This is a genomic window from Lysinibacillus sphaericus (assembly GCF_000600105.1).
Classification (GTDB): Bacteria; Bacillota; Bacilli; order Bacillales_A; family Planococcaceae; genus Lysinibacillus; species Lysinibacillus sphaericus.
Window position 1 is genome coordinate 1,888,453 of sequence record NZ_CP006837.1, and the last position, 20,818, is coordinate 1,909,270.

The window sequence follows — 20,818 nt, forward strand, 5'->3', positions numbered from 1 at the left end:
TATCCTTATTTACATTGGAGGTATTACTTTTGTGGTTAAAAATATGATTTCCATCATAATTATTATCACTTTAATAATCATTGTTGCTATTAATGTGAAAAAGCCGATCAATGAAAAAGAAACAATGAAAACAGAAGAAACAGCGCAAACTGAAACCAGTGCTCCACATGCAACAGAGGAAACACAAAATCAAGTAGAGTATAGAGCACCCGATTTTGAGTTGCAAACGTTAAAAGGTGAAACAGTCCACTTATCCGATTATGTAGGTAAAAAGGTATTTTTAAATTTTTGGGCAACGTGGTGTCCACCGTGTCAAGAAGAAGTGCCACATATGCAAAAGATTTACGAAGAATATCAAAATCAAGGGGTAGAAATTTTAGCAGTGAACGTAACAAATAAAGATAAGGGAAAAGAAGTGGTTGCTCAATTTGTGAAGGAACATGGTTTAACTTTTGACATTATATTAGATGAAGAAGGGTTTGTAGGAAGTAAATATCAAGTTATTACGCTGCCAACGACTTATATAATTGATACAAAAGGAAACATGGTAAATATCATTGAAGGGCCAATGAATGAGGCATTAATGAAAGAATTGATTAATACGACTAAATAATTACATTTGACGAAGAGCATGTGCTCTAATATTCTGCGCTACTTATACCGAGTAGCGTATTTTTATTTAAATACAGCACAATAATTGCGCTGCTATCAGTTTTTTAGACAGATGGACATCAGATAGCAGCGCATCGGCTTATTTCGTTACATTGGCATTTAAGTGTTTACAACTGTGCGTTATGATCCGATCGCATGATGGAAATCGTTAAACGTGATAGGCACGAGCGACGTAGTAGGCCAATGAGCCACTTTTTGAATTACAACGAATGCTTAATTTAATACCATCTTTTTCGGTTTCCCAAAACTGTTTATTATTTTGAGCCGTTAATTCAGCAGCTTCTTGTGCATTTTTATCAAAGGCACAAAAACAGTTATTGTCAGTATACAAGGAGCTTAAAGGACATTCTACTCCAAAAGTAAATTGAGTGTCTGTATGTCCATACTTCATTGTAAAGCCATATTGTGTGCCATATAAAGCGCTGTCTAGTTTTTGACTGCCAATAAATCCTGCTGTTACAAACTTACGATCTGGGAATATAACCGCATTGTTAATTGTTTCTGTGAGATATGTGGGTTTTCCATGCACATTAAAATCGTTAGCAAATACAAGTGGTTTGTCCAATTCATTAATTAATAGTATAAGTGCATTTGCGGGCTTCTCCATAAAATAAATAAGTGGAATAATAATGGCAATAATCACAAGACAAACGACAGCAATAACTACTGCTACGGTAGTAGATGTAAGGGCTGCAAGAGCAATGTAAGCTTCAATGATTTCCCCTCCGCCTGCAATCGCTAGTGCTGCTGTAGTGGATTCTACGCCAATGCCTAATATACCAGTGACAATCATTTGTGCGGCTACATGTTCTATTTGATCATTCTCCATGCCCTTTAATCGTTGAAGACCATCAAGCAAAGCTTGAATTCGGTATTTAATATCATCACCTGTTGCATTAATTAGGTTTTCGTATTCTTCTTGTGTTAACGCAATGGGGGACTTAGGATTCCTACTGTCTGATATATTAGTTGCCTTTATAGCTGTTGCTAATGCTTTTTTTCTTTCTTCAATAAAAGAATTATGCAAACTAATTATTTGTTCTTGAGAAATAGCTTGATTTAACAAGGTAGCATATTCAGGGAATAATGATTGAAATCCCTGCTTTAGCTTGACATCAATATTATCTGCATCGTACATCGTCTTGTAAAACCTCCTTTAAAAGTTGGATGAGGATAAATGAATCTCACTGTAGTATGTATGGCATTTCAAATGTTATACAAAGATAATAGGTTTTACAAAAATTACAAGTTATACAACCTGAAGTTGTTCTCATAGCAATTTCATTATGTATAGGTCATAGATCATCTATTCTTTAATGTTAATTTTCTAACTATTAACATTTGTCAGTATTAGGTAGTTTCTTTTTTTAGTATTTTTAATTTGAATGTATTTATATGAGAGAAAATTAATATCTTGCAATGGCATGCTGTCAACCTTAGCAGGCTTGCATTGTCGTTTATATACGTACATTTTTAATTTTGCCATGAAGGAGTGATAAATCACCACTACATAATAGGCTAATCGATATGGTTGAAATAAAAATGTTAATTATAGGTATATTATATTATTTTATGTAAATATTCTAAAATTTTAACCAAATTAATCTATTTTACAGTAATGTAATGTTTGAAGTTAAAAAATTTAAAGGATGGTGTTTTAGATGGAACCATATGTCGGAGAAATTCGAATGTTTGCAGGTAACTATGCTCCACAAGGATGGAGCTTGTGCAATGGTCAGCTCTTACCTATTGCAGAAAATGAATTGCTCTTTTCTTTAATTGGTACGACTTATGGAGGAGATGGACAATCGAATTTTGCTTTGCCAAATTATCAAAGTAGAGTCGTTGTTCACCAAGGACAAAACCCAATAACTGGGACTAATTATATAATGGGACAAATGGGGGGAACGGAGACTGTTACTTTAAGTACATCCCAACTTCCAGCTCATACGCACCTAGTGAAAGCTTCTTCTCTTGCTGGTACAACACCTAGTCCAGAAAATGCTGTTTGGGCGAAAAACATACAATATTCGACACAACCACCAAATAGCACAATGAAGGCAACAAGCATTTCAAGTGTTGGCGGAAATGCGCCTCATGACAATGTAATGCCCTTTTTAACCATTAGTTATATCATCGCTCTTTACGGTATGTACCCATCATTTAATTAGGAGGAAGAAAAGATGATTGAAGCATTTGTAGGAGAAATCAAATTATTTAGCTTTGCAGGCGTACCAAATGGATGGGCATACTGTAATGGGCAATTATTACAAATTAATACAAATCAAGCCTTGTACTCCTTATTGGGCACAACTTATGGAGGTGATGGCATTCGAACATTTGCCTTACCTGATTTAAGAGGAAGGGTTCCAGTTCATGTAGGTAATGGTGTGACAAGAGGACAAAAAGCTGGACAAGAAACACATATGTTAACCTTGAATGAAATGCCGACGCATAACCATGCTGTCACGGCTAGTTCGGAAAATGCTTCATTGAAAGTGCCTACTGGTAATGTATGGGGCACATCCACTGATACGATCTATTCAGTTAATCAGCCAAATACGAATATGAATGCACAAGCTTTATCATCATCTGGCAATTCACAGCCGCATCAAAATATGCAGCCATACAGTGTGGCGAATTATTGCATAGCTTTAGTTGGCATTTATCCACCAAGAAATTAAAGAAAAAGGAAGTGAAGAAATCATGTCAGAAGCCTACACGGGAGAAATTAGAATATTTGGTGGTAATTTTGCGCCACAAAATTGGGCATTTTGTAATGGTCAGTTACTAAGCATAGCTTCGAATAGTACGTTATTTGCCATCATAGGTAATACTTATGGAGGAGATGGAAAGACAACCTTTGCTTTACCCAATTTAAGTGGGAGGGCAGCGATTCATCAAGGAACAGGTGCAGGATTAACGCCAAGAAATATCGGAACAACTGGAGGTTCTGCTACTGTTACATTACTAACAACAGAAATGCCAAGTCATCATCATCTGGCCGCTTGTAACAATGTACCAACAACAAGTAATGAGCCAACGGGAGCGATTTGGACCGAACAGCAAGGTAGGGGCTCACTCCCTGCTTATTCAGTTTCAGGAAATACAACCATGAATGCGATGACGATCGATCAAGCAGGTGGAAGTCAACCACATAATAATATGCAACCGTATTTAGGGTTGAATTTCATTATTTGTTTATTTGGAGAGTTTCCTTCTAGAAACTAGGAATGATTTTGGCGAAGGGTGTGAATCAACTAAAAAGGAGAACCAAAATGGGAAAAAAGATTTTTATAATGATGCTATGTTTGCTGTTGATTACGTTTAGCCAATTAACTGGGATCAGTTTTTTGTCACCTGTTCAAGTAGAGGCGGCTAGTTGTGATACACCGAATTTTCCTAAGTGTACACAAGATTTAACACAACCTACATGGCTAGCTGATACGAATAATGGCTTTGTAGTAAGTCGTACTGGTGATGATGGTTTTGATTTACTAAAGTATAGTGATGGGACACAGTATCCTGCTGGGTATTATATCGATGCAGATGAACATTCGCTACCAAAATCAATTCGAATTTCCGCTGGCGAAAACTTTGCGGGCGGTGTCTTTAATTTAAAATCATTAAAGATTAATACGATTAATAAACATAACGCAAACGATGCGCTAAGTTTAACGATTCAAGGATATGATCAAGAAGGAAATCCAAAAGGAAGTCCCGTAACCTTTAAGACCGTTGCCTTTCATGAACCGATTTATGATATTCCGGTAAATTTAGAGGGCATTCACTCATTTGTCATTACTGTCAGTGTACAGTATATAGCTACTGTACAGGCGGGGATATGGGATGTAACATTTACACACTTTACAATCGAGATTCCTAATAATCCGCCAACCGTTACCAATAGCGCAATTACGCCTTCAACTATCACTGCATCAGGAGTACAGTTGGACTGGGCGAAAGCATCTGACGATTTAACAGCTCAAGGTGATTTAGAATACCGTGTCTATCAATCTAGTAGTAATAATATTGATACGGTTAGTGCCATTGAATCCAATGGAACAGCTCTAGGAAGCGGTTATGCTAAAGATATTACGTCCTATAATGTTACAGGACTTACTGCCAATACAAGCTATTATTTCAATGTTATTGTCAAAGATGCTGATGGCTCCAAGAGTGCCTATTCGATGCAGCAGGTCACAACACTTACATTAAATAAACCACCTACATCCAATAATGGAACGGTAAATGTTAATGAAGGTCAAGTGTATACATTTAATTCTACTTCTTTTGCTTTTTCTGATGAAGATGCTGGCGACACGTTAAAACAGATTCAAATCTCTGCAATCCCAACTAGTGGCCAACTTTTCCTTGATAGCAATCTGAATGGGCAGTTCGATGCTGCCGAAGCCATTGCAAATGGTATGACAGTTAGTAAAGTTGACTTAGATGCAGGTAAGTTAAAATACATTACCGACAATGGTACTGCTTCAACGTTTGCATTTAAGGTAAGCGATGGTATGAATGATAGCGGTGTCTATACGATGAACCTTATTGTCAAAGCACGCCCTAACGTGACCATTTCATCAAATAAGACTAGCCCAACTAATAGCAATCCAATTCTTATAACGACGGTATTCAGTGAGTCAGTAACAGGCTTTACGGTGGATGATATAGCTGTTACAAATGGAAATGCTATATCTCTATCAGGAAGCGGTACCACATATACGGCACAAATATCACCGATTGCAGATGGAGCTGTGAAAATTAAAATTCCTGAAAAAGTTGTTACGAATAGTAGTGGTGCATTCAATAAAGCTTCAAATGAATTGCAAATAATCTATGATGCTACACCACCTACCAATATTGCGCTTAGTAATACGACTGTACAAGAAAAGGCGCCCATTGGTACAACAGTTGGGACACTGACAGCAACAGATTCAGGAAGTTCACCAACATTCACATATGCATTACAGTCAGGGGATACAAGCTTCTTTACGATTGTTGGAAATGTATTGAAGACAAATGCGTTATTTGCCTACGATACGAAAAATAGTTATAAGATTACGATAAGCGTAACAGATGAGGCTGGCAATACGTTTGATAAGGAGTTTATAATCCAAGTTACTAAAAATCATGCACCTACAGGCACAATGACTATTCATAATGGACTAGCATCTACAAGTACTCCTAACGTTACCTTAACAATGACGGCAACGGATACAGAAGGAGAAGCGATAGAAATGCGCTTTTCGAATGATGGGATTACGTGGTCCGGTTGGGAGCCAAACGTATCAACAAAAAGTTGGACATTATCAAGCGGGGATGGTAATAAAACGGTTTATATGCAACTAAAGGATACGGCTGGTAATCTATCGAATGTATTTTCAGATACGATTGTGCTCGATACAATGCCTCCAGTTATAACAGGTGTTGCAAATAGTGGGGTTTACAACACCGACGTAACGATAAGCTTTAATGAAGGAACTGCTACTTTGAATGGAGCTTCCTTCACAAGTGGCACTATTGTAAAGTCAACTGGAAATTATACTTTGGTTGTAACAGATAGCGCAGGTAACACGACTACCGTTACTTTTGCGATTGATAAAGTTGTGCCACAAGCAGTAGAAGTGACCATTAAATCGACTAATCTAAATCCGACAAAGGCGAAAATAGGCGATACCATCACTTTAGCAATGAAAACAGATAAGACGATCCAAACACCATCTGTTACCATTGCCGGAAAACCAGCTACTGTAAGTGGCGCTTCAACGAACTGGCAGGCGACTTATGTGATAGCGCATGGTGATTTAGAAGGCATAGCACCTTTTACCATCAATTTCAAAGATGTGCTAGGTAATGCAGCCATAGAGATAACGGACGTAACGGATGGCAGCTTTGTTACAGTTGATGGCATAAAGCCAACTGTAAAGAAGGGTACTATGGTGTCAAACAATGCTAATCCAACAGTTGCTAAGGTTAATGATAGTATTACAATCGACTTTGAGACAAGTGAGGCAATTCAATCGCCAAATGTTACGATTCTAGGACAAACAGCAAATGTAAGCGATAAAGGTGATGGGGATGCTAAAACATGGCAAGCAAGCTATACGCTTCAGTCAGTAGATGCAGAGGGACCGATTCCTTTTACAATGGATTATCAAGATTTAGCGGGGAATGATGGCTTACAAGTGACAGACGTTTCATTAGGAACAGTTGTCGTGTTTGATAAAAAGGCTCCTGAAATAACAACCTATTTCCCAGCGCATCAGGCAACGAATGTACAGCCTACAGATAATCTTGTGCTAACGTTTAATGAAAAGATCTTGCCAGTTACGAATAAAAATATTGTAATTCGCAATGCTTCTACAAATCAAATTGTTGAAACGATTGACGTTACGCATGCCAATGTTTCAATCGCGAATCACAGCGTGACAATAAATCCTACAAAGGATTTAAATAATAACACGGCTTATAGCATTCAAATTGATGCAGGAGCATTTATTGATTTGGCTGGTAATGTGTATGACGGCATTACGAATACTACGACTTGGCATTTTACAACGAGCGCATTGCCAACGTACACCGTTATCTATGACAGCAACGGAGCGGATGGGGGGAACGTGCCTATCGATTCGAAGCGCTATAAAACGCAGGAAACAATAACGGTGTTAAATCATGGGAATTTAAACAAAGTTGGCTTTTCATTCGTAGGTTGGAATACGAAAGCTGATGGAAAAGGCGTTACTTATAAAGCAGGGCAAACGCTTCAAATGGGGAAAGGGAACCTCGTGTTGTATGCGCTATGGTCAGCAAACTATGTACCAGGAGATGGGGGATCATCAACAGCAAGTCCTGACCCCGTTGTACCAAGTAATCAAGTTATGGTGAATATAGTAGATCCGCGTAAGCCAAACGAGGTACTCTTACAAACCGTGTTAACACGTGTATTTCGTAACGGTAGTTTCCAAGATAGCGTGCATTTTACGGTGGCAAATGCAAACGAGTTTCTTCGAAAATTAGCAAATCAAGAAGATAAAAAATCTCGACTTGTCATTCCCGAGATGGCGCAACCAGCAAGTGAGACAAAGGTGATACTTGCTAAAGAGGCTGCTAAACGATTACTAGAGAGTAAATCCTATTTTGGTATTGATATGACGATGGTCAAAATAGATGTTCCCTTTACTTCTATGACAGACTTCAATGAAGATATTTACTTCCGAATCGTTCCGATTAAGGATGCCCTAAGGCAAAAAGCAATCGAAGACCGAGCGAAACAAGCGGAAATAGTGTTACAACAGAGTCATGGCGCTAATGTAAAGCTTGTTGGTCAATCAATATCGATTGACACAAATCTACAAAATCGTCCGGTAACAGTGCTACTACCATTACCAGCGAATTTAACTTCAGCTCAACGGGAACAATTGATGGTTTACGTAGAGCATAGTAATGGTTCAGCCGAAATCATCCGTGGACGTATTGTAGAATTTGCGAAAGGGCAAACAGCGATTGCTTTTGATGTGCAGCATTTTTCTACTTTTACTTTACTATATGTAGAACAAGCACAACAAGAGGAACCCGAAAAGGAACCTACAGAAGATAGCAAGTCATTTGCTTCTTATATTCAAGGCTACGCAGATGGTACATTCCGTCCGAATGCCTATGTCACACGTGCGCAAATGGCAGCAATGCTAGCAAGCAACCTAAGTAATCATAATGTACCAGAAGCATCTAATGTTTTTTATGCAGATACAGCTGCTTCGTGGGCAAAAAATGATATAGAGTATGTTCGTACCGAAGGAATTATGCAAGGTCGTCAAAATGGTTCATTTGGTCCGAACGATATGATAACGAGAGCCCAAATGGCGGTCATTGCTGTAAGGTGGATTGATAAGCAATGTGCAGAAGGAACTACAGATACGCTGTATTGTGCAATAACAGCAAACGGCGAAACATACAGTGATGTGGCATCTACGCATTGGGCTGCACAGGAAATCCAACGCATAAGCGCAATGGGTATTATGGTTGGCTCAGGTAATGGTCAATTTAGACCTGAAGAGAAACTAACACGTGCACAGGCGGTAAAAGTCCTAAATCGACTTTTCGATCGTCCAGTATTGACAGATAGCACAGTACCAATCTTTAAGGATATTCCAAACAATCACTGGGCTTTCTATGAAATTCAAGCTGCTGCAACAAATGAAACAAAATAAGGACATTCCATTATCTTCTATTACGATGCTATTAGCTGGCGGTTTTTAATAATCGCCAGCTATTTTAATGTTCACTCGATTTCCCCCTCCCTACTCTCCTGATGTTCTGTAAACAACTAAACTATCTGATATAAAATTCCTATCTTTATAGGATTAATTGAATATGAATTTTATAATTCATTTATCCTTTTTAAGTTCTAATTTTTAATAAATTACTAGGTATATAGATATAACCTAACTAATTGAAAATGCTACTTTCTATCAATATTTCAAAATATTCAAATATTACGATATTCGAATTAGTTTATTTGTGATAAATTGGAAATATCACACTAAACTGAAAAGTGTGACAATTAAAGGAGGAAGGGGAAATGAGATTTGAAAAAGTTTAAGTTAACGACATTTTTAAGTAGTATTTTAGCTTTCATTATGGTGCTTTCTCTCTTGGCTCCATTATCGAGTGCTAGTGCTGAAGAATCGAAACCATTCAAGCAGGATGGTCAAAGCGAAAGTATTATTCAATTAAAGGCGGCTATCGCTGAACAGCTAAGCTTGTCTAAAGATGGTCCAACGCTCCATGAAAGCTTACAAAATGTATCAGGCAATCAAGAGGTGGCAGTTATTGTTCATTTATCTGAAATGCCTGTGGCACTAGAGCAAGGAATAAGCCAACTTAAAGGCCAAAGATTTTCTAAAGCTCAGGCAAATGAAGCTCGCTCTAATGTAAAAGAACAACAAGCACAAGTACAAAAAGAGTTAGCTGTTAAAAATGTTCAGATGACGCAAGGCTACACATTCGATACAGTTTTAAATGGCTTCGCAGCAACTGTAAAAGCAAATGATCTTCCAAAATTGCTTACAATCGAAGGCATTACATTAATCGAACCAGATGCCATTGTTTACGCATCAGAAGATGATACGATGAAATCATCGGAACTGGTTAAGGAAGATCAGGTAGAAGCGCAAATGAATACAAGTAATTCTTTCCTTGGCATTGAACAGCTTTGGAACGAAGGATTGGAAGGACAAGGCATTAAGGTAGCCGTATTAGATACGGGTATTGACGCCGATCACCCTGAATTTGCTGGAATTTATAGAGGTGGAAAAAACTTTATTCCATATTCATCAACTTACTCGAAGCCTCGTGCAGATAACGATGCATCAGAAACATTACCTTCGGAGCGTCCAGTTGGAACACCGGAGTTTAATGAAAAAGGAAGCGCATTCTATACTTCTCACGGTACACATGTTGCGGGAACAATTGCAGCAATCGGAGCTAATCAATACGGTATTAAAGGAATTGCACCAAAAGTAGACCTTTATGCTTACCGTGTTCTTGGGGCTTACGGAAGTGGTGCTACATCCGGTATTGTAAAAGCAATTGAAACGGCTGTATTAGAAAAAATGGACATTATCAATCTTTCGCTTGGCGGGGGAGCAAACTCTGAAACAGACGCTGGTTCATTTGCGATTAATAACGCAATGATAGCTGGCACAATCGGAGTCATTGCAACAGGAAACTCTGGTCCAAATCGCGGAACAATGGGTACGCCTGCAACGGCTCGTTTAGGAATTGCTGTAGGGAACACAACGAATCCTGAAACAATGTATAACGGGGAAGTCAAAGTTACCGTTGGCAATTACAACTTAACAAAACAACTTCCGTTAATGGGTACGACTTTTGGGAAAAATGTAGCAACACAGCTGCAAGGGGAATTTGATTTAGTAGCTGTCCCTGGAAACGGTGAAGTAAAAGACTATGAAGGAATCGATGTGGCGGGGAAAGTAGCCTTGATTTCTCGAGGCGGTATCGCATTCGTTGATAAAATCGCCAATGCAAAGGCAAATGGAGCAGTTGCAACAATTATTCATAACTTTGCTGGTGGAACGAATGCACCAAACATTTCAGGCACATTCCTTGGTGATTCATTTGAGTTTTTACCAACATTTGATATGTCCCAAACAGATGGTGCTGCCATTCGCGCTGCTTTAGCAGGTGGCGTAGGAAAAGTAAGCTTTAGTAAATTTGCTTCAACAAATACTACGGGCGATGAGGTAAACTCTTCTAGTTCACGTGGTCCATCTACACCAAACTTTGATATTAAACCAGATGTAAGTGCACCTGGAACAAATATTATGTCTACGATTCCAATGTATAAAAAAGATTTCCCTAATGCCAATTATGCTGAAGCATATGCTCGTAAAACAGGTACTTCTATGGCAACACCACATATCGCAGGTATTGCGGCGTTAGTTAAACAAGCAAATCCTGATTGGAGTGCGTTCGATGTAAAAGTAGCGCTTTCTAATACAGCAAAAGTTTTAGATAAGACAAAATACGATGTATTTTCTCAAGGGGCAGGTCGTGTCAATGCATATGCTGCAGCTCATCCGGAAATTCTTGCTTATGCACTTGATAGCGCAATTTTAGATGGAACGGGTGCAGTGGCAGAAAACTTGAAAGGTACCGTTACTTTCGGTCCACAATCACTTAAAGATAGAGATATTTCTGTCACGAAACAAGTATTAGTAAAAGATATCAAAGGGAACGGCGGTAACTATAATGTTTCAGTTGATGTAACAAAAACATTTGGTGATGCAACTGTTACAGTAGACCAGCCAACATTTAATCTAGTAGGTGAGCAAGTTTTAAATATTACGTTAACAGCTTCGCAAGCTTCCGCTCCAAACGGCTCTGAATTACTAGGTTATATTTACATCGGTAATGGAGCTACAGAAATTTCATTGCCATTTGCAGCCGATTTTGGCGCAGAGGCAACAACTGAAGTGAAAGACTTGACTATTACAGAAACGGATCTTTCCTTTAACGGAGATGGAGTGAAAGACTCGGCTGTACTATCATTCACATTAACTGGAGATGTAACAACGAACTATATTGAGCTTTGGGATATTATGAATCCAGAAGGCGGAGAATATGGAGATGGCTACATTGGCTATATACATGCAGGGACTGCACTAGGAAAAGGTTCTTATACGCTAAAAGTAGGTGGGCAATACAAACCATGGGGATCGGCACCTGCCACAACGATTCCAGATGGTGTGTATACAATTGACTTTACTGGTCTTGCAGCATCAGGCGTAGTGTCAGACTATGTTGGACCAATTTTTGTCAAATCGACTAAACCAGAAATTACTGGTTCAGTAGCGCAAGGCGTTGCTACTGGGCAGATAACAGATAAGTATATTGATTACAATGTAGCGTTAAGTGCATACGGTTTAAATTACAATTTAAATGATAAATTAAAAGCTTCCTATATTGCGACGGTAAATGGGGAAGTACAAGCGCCAGTTGCATTTGAACTAAATCAAGACGGTAGCTTTACATTCCCAGTAACAGCAGAAACGAATGCGGTTACAGTAAAAATTAATGACGCTGCGGGGAATGTTGGGGAAGCAGTGATCTATGAAAAAGAAGTGGTAGAGCCAGTAGTGACACTTTCTGTAAATCCAACTGAGCTCAACCTAACAACTGGAGAAACAGCACAACTAACGCTAACAGAAACGTCAACACCTGCAGAAGGTGAAGCAACAGTGCAAGATGTAACGTCTAAAGCTACGTATGTTGTTGGAGATGAAAATGTTGCCACTGTAGTCAATGGCGTAGTAACGGCAGTAGGGGAAGGCACAACGACAATTACTATGACATACGGTGCGAATGAAGTGACGATGAATGTGACAGTGAAAGCACCTAATGTAGAAACTCCAATTGTCACATTAGAAATTGACCAAGCGCAGGTAGAAACAAGAATTGGTAAAGAGGTTGCGATTAAAATTACGGAAGTTACTACTTTTGAAGGTAAAACGACAGAAAAAGATGTAACAAATCTGGCAACATACGAAGTAGCAAATGATAAAATAGCTACTGTAAAAGCAGGTGCCGTAAAAGGAAAAGGTCAAGGGAATACGACGATTACAGTAACGTATGGTGAGCATACACTAACATTTGATGTGTTGGTTGTAAAGCCAGGTAACGGTAACGGCAATGGAAATGGAAATGGAAATGGTAACGGTAATGGCAAAGGTAATAACAATAATAATGAAGTTACCGAGGGTGACTTATAATTACAATCAGTTCAAACAAAAAGAGAAATTGCACTGCGCAATTTCTCTTTTTATTATGGACTGTAAAGCAACACTAAGATGGATGTCTCTAGTAAACTAACTGGCTGGGCTGGATTGCTGTGTTCCTTAAATTTAAGAAGCCTGTATTTTTTATTTTGACAAAAAAGACTTTTGTCATTATGATAAGGTAAATGAGAATGATTATCATAACGAAGGAAGCTGAAAGATGTTGAACAAGGTAATCCCATTACACGAACAATTTAGTAATGGAGTGAGATATAAGTGATGAGCAAAATGGATCAATCAGCATTAACATGGGAAAAAATGCAAGATGGTACACTAGCTGTTCAAACGACGGAAACGCTCATGGTGTTAACGCAAAGTCGCTATAAGGAATTACTTCATTTTGAAAAATTATTAAATGACATGCATCTTGATGTAGATGAGAAGCAACTTGTTTTGGAGCAAGAACAGAAAAGTTTAAAAAAACAAAACACAACGCTTGAAGCAGACATACAAAAACTAACGCAGCAAAATGCGGTGCTACAAAAAAAGCTTACCGAATATAATTGTGTAATCGATGAGCTGAAGGAACTCCGTCGACAGAATACCGACTTGCTAATTGAGCTTAGTAAATATACAGCGCTTTCAAAGGAATCGCTATCAGGCCCATTAAAATCAATGATTCGAGATATGCGAGAGCAAGGTGTAGGCATTAAAGAAATTCATATTCGTATAAAACGTCAAATTAATCCTGATATAAGTTATAGTATGGTGCGAAAATATATTTCTGAGCTAGAAAGTGAGAATAAAGCGTAACAAAACGTGTTTAAGCGATAAACAACACGTCCATAGTAATTTTGTGCATTTACAGTTGCCAATCAAAGTCCTATAATTAGTCTATTCTTTACATTATGAATGTCATCATGTGGAAATACGAGAAATCGTAAGTGATTTAAGAAGAGTAGGAGAATTCAAGACAATGTCAAACGAGAAAAAAGGAGTATGGGCAGCGTTTTTAGCTTATGCTATTTGGGGAGCATTCCCACTTTATTGGAAACTGCTTGAGCATGTGCCGAGTATGGAAATATTATTAGGGCGTGTCATATGGTCTTTCGTCTTTACAGTATTAGTAGTGATTATTGTCGGTATGCGTAAAGATTTAATAGCTGATTTAAAATATTTATGGACGCACCAGAAGAGTTTTTGGCAACTAGCTTGTGCTTCCTTTGTTATTTCAATGAATTGGTACTTATATATTTGGGCAGTAACACATGAACATTTAATAGAGACAAGCCTTGGCTATTATATTAATCCACTATTGTCGGTTATTTTTGGTGTGGTCTTCTTTAAAGAGAGTTTGAGTCGTGCACAATGGGTTGCAACAGCAATTGCCTTTATTGCGGTCATCATATTAACGGTAAACTATGGAACAGTGCCTTGGGTGGCAATTCTTATTGCGTTATCATTTGCTATTTACGGGGTATTGAAGAAGAAAATTACCCTGGATGCAACAAGGGGACTTGCCATTGAAACGCTATTTATCCTGCCGTTTGCACTAGGATATTACGTCTATTTATTTACAACAAGCCAAGCGTCATTTTTACACGTCAATATCCAAACGGATGTACTCATGGTCGTGAGTGGGATTGTAACAGCAGTGCCCTTAATTTTATTTGCAAAAGGTGCTCAAAATATTCCGCTTTATTTATTGGGCTTTATACAATATGTGGCACCGACCATCGTGTTAATTTTGGGTGTCGTTCTGTATAAGGAACCGTTCAGTCCAGTAGAGCTGTTGGCATTCAGTATTATTTGGATAGCCTTATTATTGTTTTCTGGTTCAAAAATTTTAGAAATAAGAAAAGCACATCATAAATCTGCGTAACATAAGGTAAAAGTGTTAGATTGACAGCGGTCATTCTAACACTTTTTTCAATGTCCCGTTCTTCGTTTATTACCTCGAATCGATTTGTGCTTTAATCGTTAAATAGGTTTCCTCAATTTTTTGCTTATATGGAAGGTCAATTAAATCGATTGAGTCAATATAAGCTTTTTTGGCAATTTCATAGGCAGTCGTCAATTCACCATGCTGTGCATAGCAAAGAGCTTTATAGGAAAAACATTCATTCATACTAAGCAAATCATAAGGATGTGAGATGAAAATAGGGATTTCTGTAAAGTGGTTAAAGGCCTCAAGTGATTCCGCATAACGACCAAGTAAATACAACGATTTTCCCTTTTCAGCGTAATAAAAATTCGAATCTAGTTTAGTGGAGCCAGTAAGTGCACGGAATTGTTCGATTTCAACTAATGCTTGCTTATAATCATGTGTATAATTGTTATAATAATGGGCTTTTAAGACGTATATAAAGGCGTCGACATCAGCTTGTTCAACAAACATGCGATATTGCTCCAACTTCATAATCATTTTATCCGCCTGTTTGAAGTCACCATCTATCATCGCACAATAGGCACCAATACGGTATAAATCATCGATATGATAAAACAATTGATTTTGATGTGCATGTTCTATCGTTTCTTTGATGAGTTGTTTACCAGCTTCATGTTCACCGATGGCTAGTTGAAAAATACAAATATAATAAGCTAATTTTGCAGTATCTCGGGAATCTAACTGATAGTTTTCATGTGCAACTTCTTCTTTTACTTGTAGAATACAGCGATAAGCCTCATTGTATCGACGATTTTCTGACAAAATAGCGAGTTGTAGAATATAAGTTTTTAACCAATGGCTTAATAAATTAATTTCTCTAAATATTTGCCGTGCTTGTTGTAGCGGCGCCTCCCATGTCAATAAACCTGCCTCATATTGGGCATCAGCATAGATATACAGTAAACGTCCTGCTTCATAGCTAAGAGGGAAATCTTCTATATAAGGTTGAATGATATCAACAATTTGCTGATGGTTATCCGCATCTCCTCGTCTTACTTCAGCAAACATAATTTCTACTTGCTCCAGCAACTGACGTATATCAGAGGATGCTACTTGTTCAAGTAGTTCACTTGCTTTGACTCCAAGTCGTTCCGCAATATATTCTAAGCTTTCCATTGATGGCTTCGCTTTATCGTTTTCTATTTGGCTGAGCATACCTTTTGTTAGACGATCGGCAGCAAGCGCCTCTAATGTTAATTTTCGTTCTTTTCGTAATTTGCGAATTCGCGTGCCTAAAGAGTCCACTGCCCCGCCTCCTTTCTTTACTACTAACAATAATCACTAATCTTTGTAAAGTCTATACATTTTGCCAAAAGCAAAAGAGAAACTCGATGCCACCTAATTGTTTAATTATATTAAACTTTTTATTGCACGAAAAGTGGGAATCGTGTTATATTTTGTTTAATAAAATTAAACTTTTAAATTAAATTAAAATATGGAGGGGTTTTTTAATGAGTGAAGCGGCAAAATATAAAAAGGCGACCTATCATTTGTGGACTTTTACCGCCAGTAAAATGATTGCAATGTTAGGGTCGCATGTATTGTCTTTTGGTATTAGTTTGTATATTTTAGCGATGACGGGTTCCGCTACCAGCTTTGCAACAAATATGATTTGTTCCATATTACCTAGAGCACTTGTTGCGCCATTAGCAGAATATGTCGCAGATAATTATTCAAAGAAACGAACAATATTAATAGCACAAGCTGGAACGATTTTAACGATGGCAAGTTTATTGTTTTATACAGAGACAATTGGTATGTCTGTTAATGCGATTTATGTGACTACCGTATTTTATACGCTTTGTTCAGCATTTTCGAGCGTAACCTTTACTTCAGCAATTGCAACACTCGTTAATCCAGAACGTTTACAGCGGGCAATGTCATTTAACCAAATGTCGGTGTCTGTAGCGGCTGTTGGGGGACCTGTTATCGGTGGGATGATGTACGGCTTTTTCTCTATGGAAGTATTTTTAATTGTTCATCTGGTAGCGTATGCGATAGCCTTTTGCTTAGAGGCCACGATGAATTTTAATTTGTATAGTACGCGAGGGGACACTGCTAAAGCGGAAAAGATATGGCAAGGACTTGTTGGAGGCTTTAGCTATATCAAACAACATAAGGTCATTAAAGTTGTGATGTGGCTATCGTTGTGGATTAATTTATTTTTCTCTGCCATTGTCGTTGGTGGAACGTATATCATTATCGAATTACTAAAGGTTGAACCTACCCATTTTGGTTTTATTGAAGCAGCGGGGGCAGGTGGTATGTTAGTGGCTTCCATCTATTTTGCATCACGTGCCGAAATAAAAGTGCCACTTCGTTTTTCTAAAATAAGTTTATTGTTGCTTTCAAATAGCTTAAGTTTTGCGGTAATCCCTTTAGTGACGAATCTATCGTATGCAATGATTGTTATCTTTTATATTGGGTTGTATTTTATTTTTGCTATTTTTGAAATGGGTGTAAATATGCCTCTAGGCGTTTTTATGCAAAAGCTTATTTCCGAGGAGTATCGCGGACGCGTATTTGGACTAATGGAAACAATGGCGATGTCCATGATGCCAATTGGTATGCTTGTCTATGGAGTACTATACGATTCTCTCCCAGCAACCGGTATATTGCTAGTGACAAGTATAATTATAGTGATAATGACACTTATATTACTGCGGAGGTCAGTTTTAAAGGAAGCGCATCCTGAATTTTACGATGACAAAACGCTAGCAAAGAATAGCAAACTAATACCAAATAGGTAGAATTCTAGCAGTGGCGAAAACGGGGGATTTAGTGGCGATAACCACTATCGGATCGATTCAATATAAAGTAAAACAGGCATGCAGTACATCTGGCATGCCTGTTTCCATCATTATTGATCTTCGATAACGATATAAGTGGCTTTAATCGGGCCGTGGACACCAACGACAGGAATCATTTCGATATCTGCGGAATTACTAGGACCTGTAATAAAGTTAATGCAAGAAGCGATATGCTCCCCATTTTGAACTTTTTGGCTCATCCATCGAGCTGCTTGGGTGATGCGTGGAACGATGGTGCTTTTTGGCATCAAAATTATCGACTTTTCTGGTAAAAAGCTTATCGTTCGCCCTCTATATTTATCGCTAAATAGGACGGCTGTTCCAGATTCGGCTAAAGTCATCTCACTAATTGTCAAACCGATATTTGCTTTTTCGGCTTGTCGGATATTTTCCTCTGGCTGTGTTTCATCCCATACATAAAGTTCAATATCGACTTGTGGCCATTGTGTATGCATCAATTGAGCTAAACCATAATTTTCAAAGCGTTCGTCTTGCCATGTGATGACAGAGCGACCACCGTATTGCTCTACGACTTTTTGTAAATCCGTTGCTAGATTTTCTGTAGTAGTAACTATAACATCAGTATTAATATTTTTACATTGCTTCGCTAAGACAGCAACGAGTTCATCTTTCGTAGCATCTTTTAACACACGGTCTTGAGGTTGGTATTGCCAAACTGGTTTTGTTAGTTGTGTTTTTGGTGCTCGTCCAAGTTGCTTGGCAATATTCGATAAAAATGCATCTCTATTTACAATGCTTCCTGCCATTATTCAGAACCTCCTTTTGTACGGCTGTTAAACCAGCTTCGGAAATTTTCTTTATTCGGAGCTGGGAAATCTCTTGCTTCTGTCCACGCTTTTAATGGTCCTGGGCCGTTTGAAATTTTATTATCCTTTGTAAATGGAGACATGGCTGGTGCTGCCATTTTCGTTGCCATTTTGTATAAAGTAGGGGAGGAAGCACCTAAGCCAAACGCCTTCATAAGAAGCTTTTCGGACACCGGGGCTCTTCCTTCATTTTCAACGATGACCTGACGATGGCGATGAATCAGTTGATGCAATGGGATTTTGACAGGACATGCATCTGTGCAAGCGCCGCATAAAGTCGAGGCATATGGTAACTCCTTGAAATCATCATAACCACCTAGCAATGGTGACAACACAACACCGACAGGACCTGAGTAAATTGAACCGTACGTATGTCCACCAACATGACGGTATACAGGGCAAGCGTTAACACAAGCTGCACAGCGAATACATTGCAAAATTGGTTGGAATTCCCCCCCTAAAATAGCTGAACGGCCATTATCGACAATAACTAAGTGGAATTCATCTGGCCCATCCGTATCGCCTTCATCTTTTACACCAGTTAACGTCGTAATATAGCTTGTTAGCTTTTGCCCAACAGCACTTCTCGTTAATAAACTAACGAGGACCTCCATTTCTTCGAACGTGGGCACAATTCGTTCCATGCCCATCACAGTAATTTGTGTTTTAGGTAAGGCGGTTACTAAATCAGCATTTCCTTCATTTGTAACGAGTGTGATGGAGCCACTTTCTGCGATAGCGAAGTTACAGCCAGTAATGCCAATATCTGCTGTTAAGTACTCATTTCGTAGTTTTTCACGAACATAAAGGGCTAGTTCTTCTGGTTTTTCTGTTTGCTCATAGCCTTGTTTTTCTTTAAATATATCGCGAATTTGCTCTTTATTTTTATGCAATGCTGGTACGACGATATGCGATGGGGGTTCATGATCTCCAACTTGCAAAATATATTCGCCAAGGTCTGTTTCAATCACTTCACAGCCCAGTTGTTCGAGCGCGGGATTTAAATTGATTTCTTCTGTTACCATGGATTTAGATTTGACGATTTTTTTCGCTTGTTTTTTTTCGGCGATTTGTTGAATATAGCTAGTAGCTTCTTCGGCAGTTTTAGCAAAATATACATGTCCACCACGATTTGCTACATTTTCACTCAGTTGATATAAGTAATAATCTAAATTGGCGAGAATATGCTGGCGAATTTCCTCACCATGTGAACGCCATTCTTCCCAGTGCCCAAGCTCATCTGCTTGTTGTAATCGGCGCGTTTGAAAGCGTTCTTGTGCACTGGATACCGCACCTCGCATAAAGGTATTTTCTAGCTCTTTCGATACTCGCTTGTTAAACCTATCATCGCTTGTTTTCATTGCCATTCGATTATCCTCCTCTAAAAGCCACTTATCGGCAGTTTAGTACTTCCGCAATATGCATCACTTTAATGGGTTTGCCTTGTCGCTCAATACGCCCCCCGATATTGATTAAGCAGCCCGCATCCGCACCGATTAAAATATCTGCTTCCGTTTCTTCCACGTTTTGTACTTTTTCATTGACCATTTCTCCAGAAATATTCCCCATTTTTACTGAAAATGTGCCGCCAAAACCACAACAGCGGTCTTTTCCTGGGAGTTCTACGTATTGTAAACCTTTAACATTTCCTAATAATTTCATTGGTGCTTCTTTCACACCGAGCAATCTAGTCATATGGCAAGAGGTGTGGAATGTCGCTTTACCTTCTAAATGTGCACCTACATCTTCAATCTGTAGAATGTCTACAATAAATTCCGTGAATTCATATGTTTTAGCAGCTAACGCCTGTGCTTTCGCTTCCCATATAGGGTCCCCTTTAAATACTTCAGGATATTCTTTAAACATATAAGCACAAGAGCCAGAAGGGGAGACGACGTACTGTGCATGTTCAAAAGCAGTTATCATTTTTTTCATCGCATTTTTCGAATCCTGTACATAACCACTATTATAAGCAGGCTGTCCACAGCAAATTTGATTTTCTGGAAAGTCGATGTCACAACCGAGTCTTTCTAAAACTTCGACAACTGCTTTTCCTACCTCACCTTGAAACATATCGACTAAACAAGTCGCAAACAATGTTACTTTCATGCTTTTCGCTCCTTTTGTATGGATTTGCAATTTCAATTGATTAATCAACTGGTCATCAGATGACTTGGTGGACAGTTAGATTGTTTTTATCATACTACAACCTATAAGATGGGTGGAAGTGCTATTTGCAAATTTTCAAAAAATAGG

General features: G+C 38.4%; 14 protein-coding genes. 9 read left to right on the forward strand and 5 right to left on the reverse strand.

Features of this window, described 5'->3' with window-relative positions:
* Positions 1 to 31 precede the first annotated feature (31 nt).
* Entirely contained in the window at positions 32 to 613 is a 582-nt protein-coding gene (locus T479_RS08695; RefSeq protein WP_025219262.1) for a TlpA disulfide reductase family protein, read from the forward strand.
* A 207-nt stretch (positions 614 to 820) separates the two neighbouring features.
* On the opposite strand, the gene T479_RS08700 is transcribed toward T479_RS08695, so the two are convergent.
* A complete protein-coding gene (locus T479_RS08700; protein ID WP_025219263.1) occupies positions 821 to 1,810 on the reverse strand; it encodes a hypothetical protein in 990 nt (329 codons plus the stop codon).
* Between the two features lie 523 nt (positions 1,811 to 2,333).
* Between T479_RS08700 and T479_RS08705 the strand changes: the two genes are divergently transcribed.
* From T479_RS08705 to rarD, 7 genes are all read left to right on the forward strand, one after another.
* Entirely contained in the window at positions 2,334 to 2,843 is a 510-nt protein-coding gene (locus tag T479_RS08705) for a phage tail protein (RefSeq protein WP_025219264.1), read from the forward strand.
* A gap of 12 nt (positions 2,844 to 2,855) precedes the next feature.
* Positions 2,856 to 3,356, forward strand: a complete 501-nt coding sequence (locus T479_RS08710) for a phage tail protein (RefSeq protein ID WP_025219265.1) — start codon at positions 2,856 to 2,858, stop codon at positions 3,354 to 3,356.
* A gap of 22 nt (positions 3,357 to 3,378) precedes the next feature.
* Entirely contained in the window at positions 3,379 to 3,903 is a 525-nt protein-coding gene (locus T479_RS08715; protein WP_024363529.1) for a phage tail protein, read from the forward strand.
* 47 nt (positions 3,904 to 3,950) lie between these two features.
* The gene (locus tag T479_RS08720) at positions 3,951 to 8,888 is read left to right on the forward strand and encodes an S-layer homology domain-containing protein (RefSeq protein ID WP_025219266.1); all 4,938 of its coding nucleotides are present in this window, start codon (positions 3,951 to 3,953) and stop codon (positions 8,886 to 8,888) included.
* A gap of 378 nt (positions 8,889 to 9,266) precedes the next feature.
* On the forward strand, positions 9,267 to 12,971 hold the full coding sequence (locus T479_RS08725) for a S8 family serine peptidase (RefSeq protein ID WP_025219267.1): 3,705 nt from the start codon (positions 9,267 to 9,269) through the stop codon (positions 12,969 to 12,971).
* Positions 12,972 to 13,256: 285 nt separating this feature from the next.
* Positions 13,257 to 13,790, forward strand: coding sequence for a hypothetical protein (locus tag T479_RS08730; protein ID WP_227665458.1), 534 nt, complete (start codon positions 13,257 to 13,259; stop codon positions 13,788 to 13,790).
* Positions 13,791 to 13,953: 163 nt separating this feature from the next.
* Positions 13,954 to 14,859 (forward strand): EamA family transporter RarD, encoded by a 906-nt coding sequence (gene rarD / locus T479_RS08735; protein ID WP_025219268.1) that lies wholly within the window; start codon positions 13,954 to 13,956, stop codon positions 14,857 to 14,859.
* Between the two features lie 69 nt (positions 14,860 to 14,928).
* Here the strand turns inward: rarD and T479_RS08740 are convergent, their stop codons facing one another.
* A complete protein-coding gene (locus T479_RS08740) occupies positions 14,929 to 16,170 on the reverse strand; it encodes a helix-turn-helix domain-containing protein (RefSeq protein ID WP_025219269.1) in 1,242 nt (413 codons plus the stop codon).
* A gap of 206 nt (positions 16,171 to 16,376) precedes the next feature.
* On the opposite strand from T479_RS08740, the gene T479_RS08745 reads away from it, so the two are divergent.
* Positions 16,377 to 17,675 (forward strand): MFS transporter, encoded by a 1,299-nt coding sequence (locus T479_RS08745; protein ID WP_025219270.1) that lies wholly within the window; start codon positions 16,377 to 16,379, stop codon positions 17,673 to 17,675.
* 110 nt (positions 17,676 to 17,785) lie between these two features.
* Here T479_RS08745 and T479_RS08750 read toward each other — a convergent pair whose 3' ends face one another.
* Genes T479_RS08750 through T479_RS08760 form a run of 3 tightly spaced genes read right to left on the reverse strand, consistent with a single transcriptional unit; the run spans position 17,786 to position 20,671 of the window.
* Positions 17,786 to 18,502 carry a LutC/YkgG family protein gene (locus T479_RS08750; RefSeq protein ID WP_025219271.1) on the reverse strand — a complete coding sequence of 239 codons (717 nt, stop codon included), beginning with the start codon at positions 18,500 to 18,502 and terminating at the stop codon, positions 17,786 to 17,788.
* Positions 18,502 to 19,929, reverse strand: coding sequence for a LutB/LldF family L-lactate oxidation iron-sulfur protein (locus tag T479_RS08755; protein ID WP_025219272.1), 1,428 nt, complete (start codon positions 19,927 to 19,929; stop codon positions 18,502 to 18,504). The genes T479_RS08750 and T479_RS08755 overlap by 1 nt, the downstream gene beginning before the upstream one ends.
* Before the next feature lie 25 nt (positions 19,930 to 19,954).
* Positions 19,955 to 20,671: a lactate utilization iron-sulfur protein LutA gene (locus tag T479_RS08760; protein WP_024363538.1), complete on the reverse strand. Its 717-nt coding sequence runs from the start codon at positions 20,669 to 20,671 to the stop codon at positions 19,955 to 19,957.
* Positions 20,672 to 20,818 lie beyond the last annotated feature (147 nt).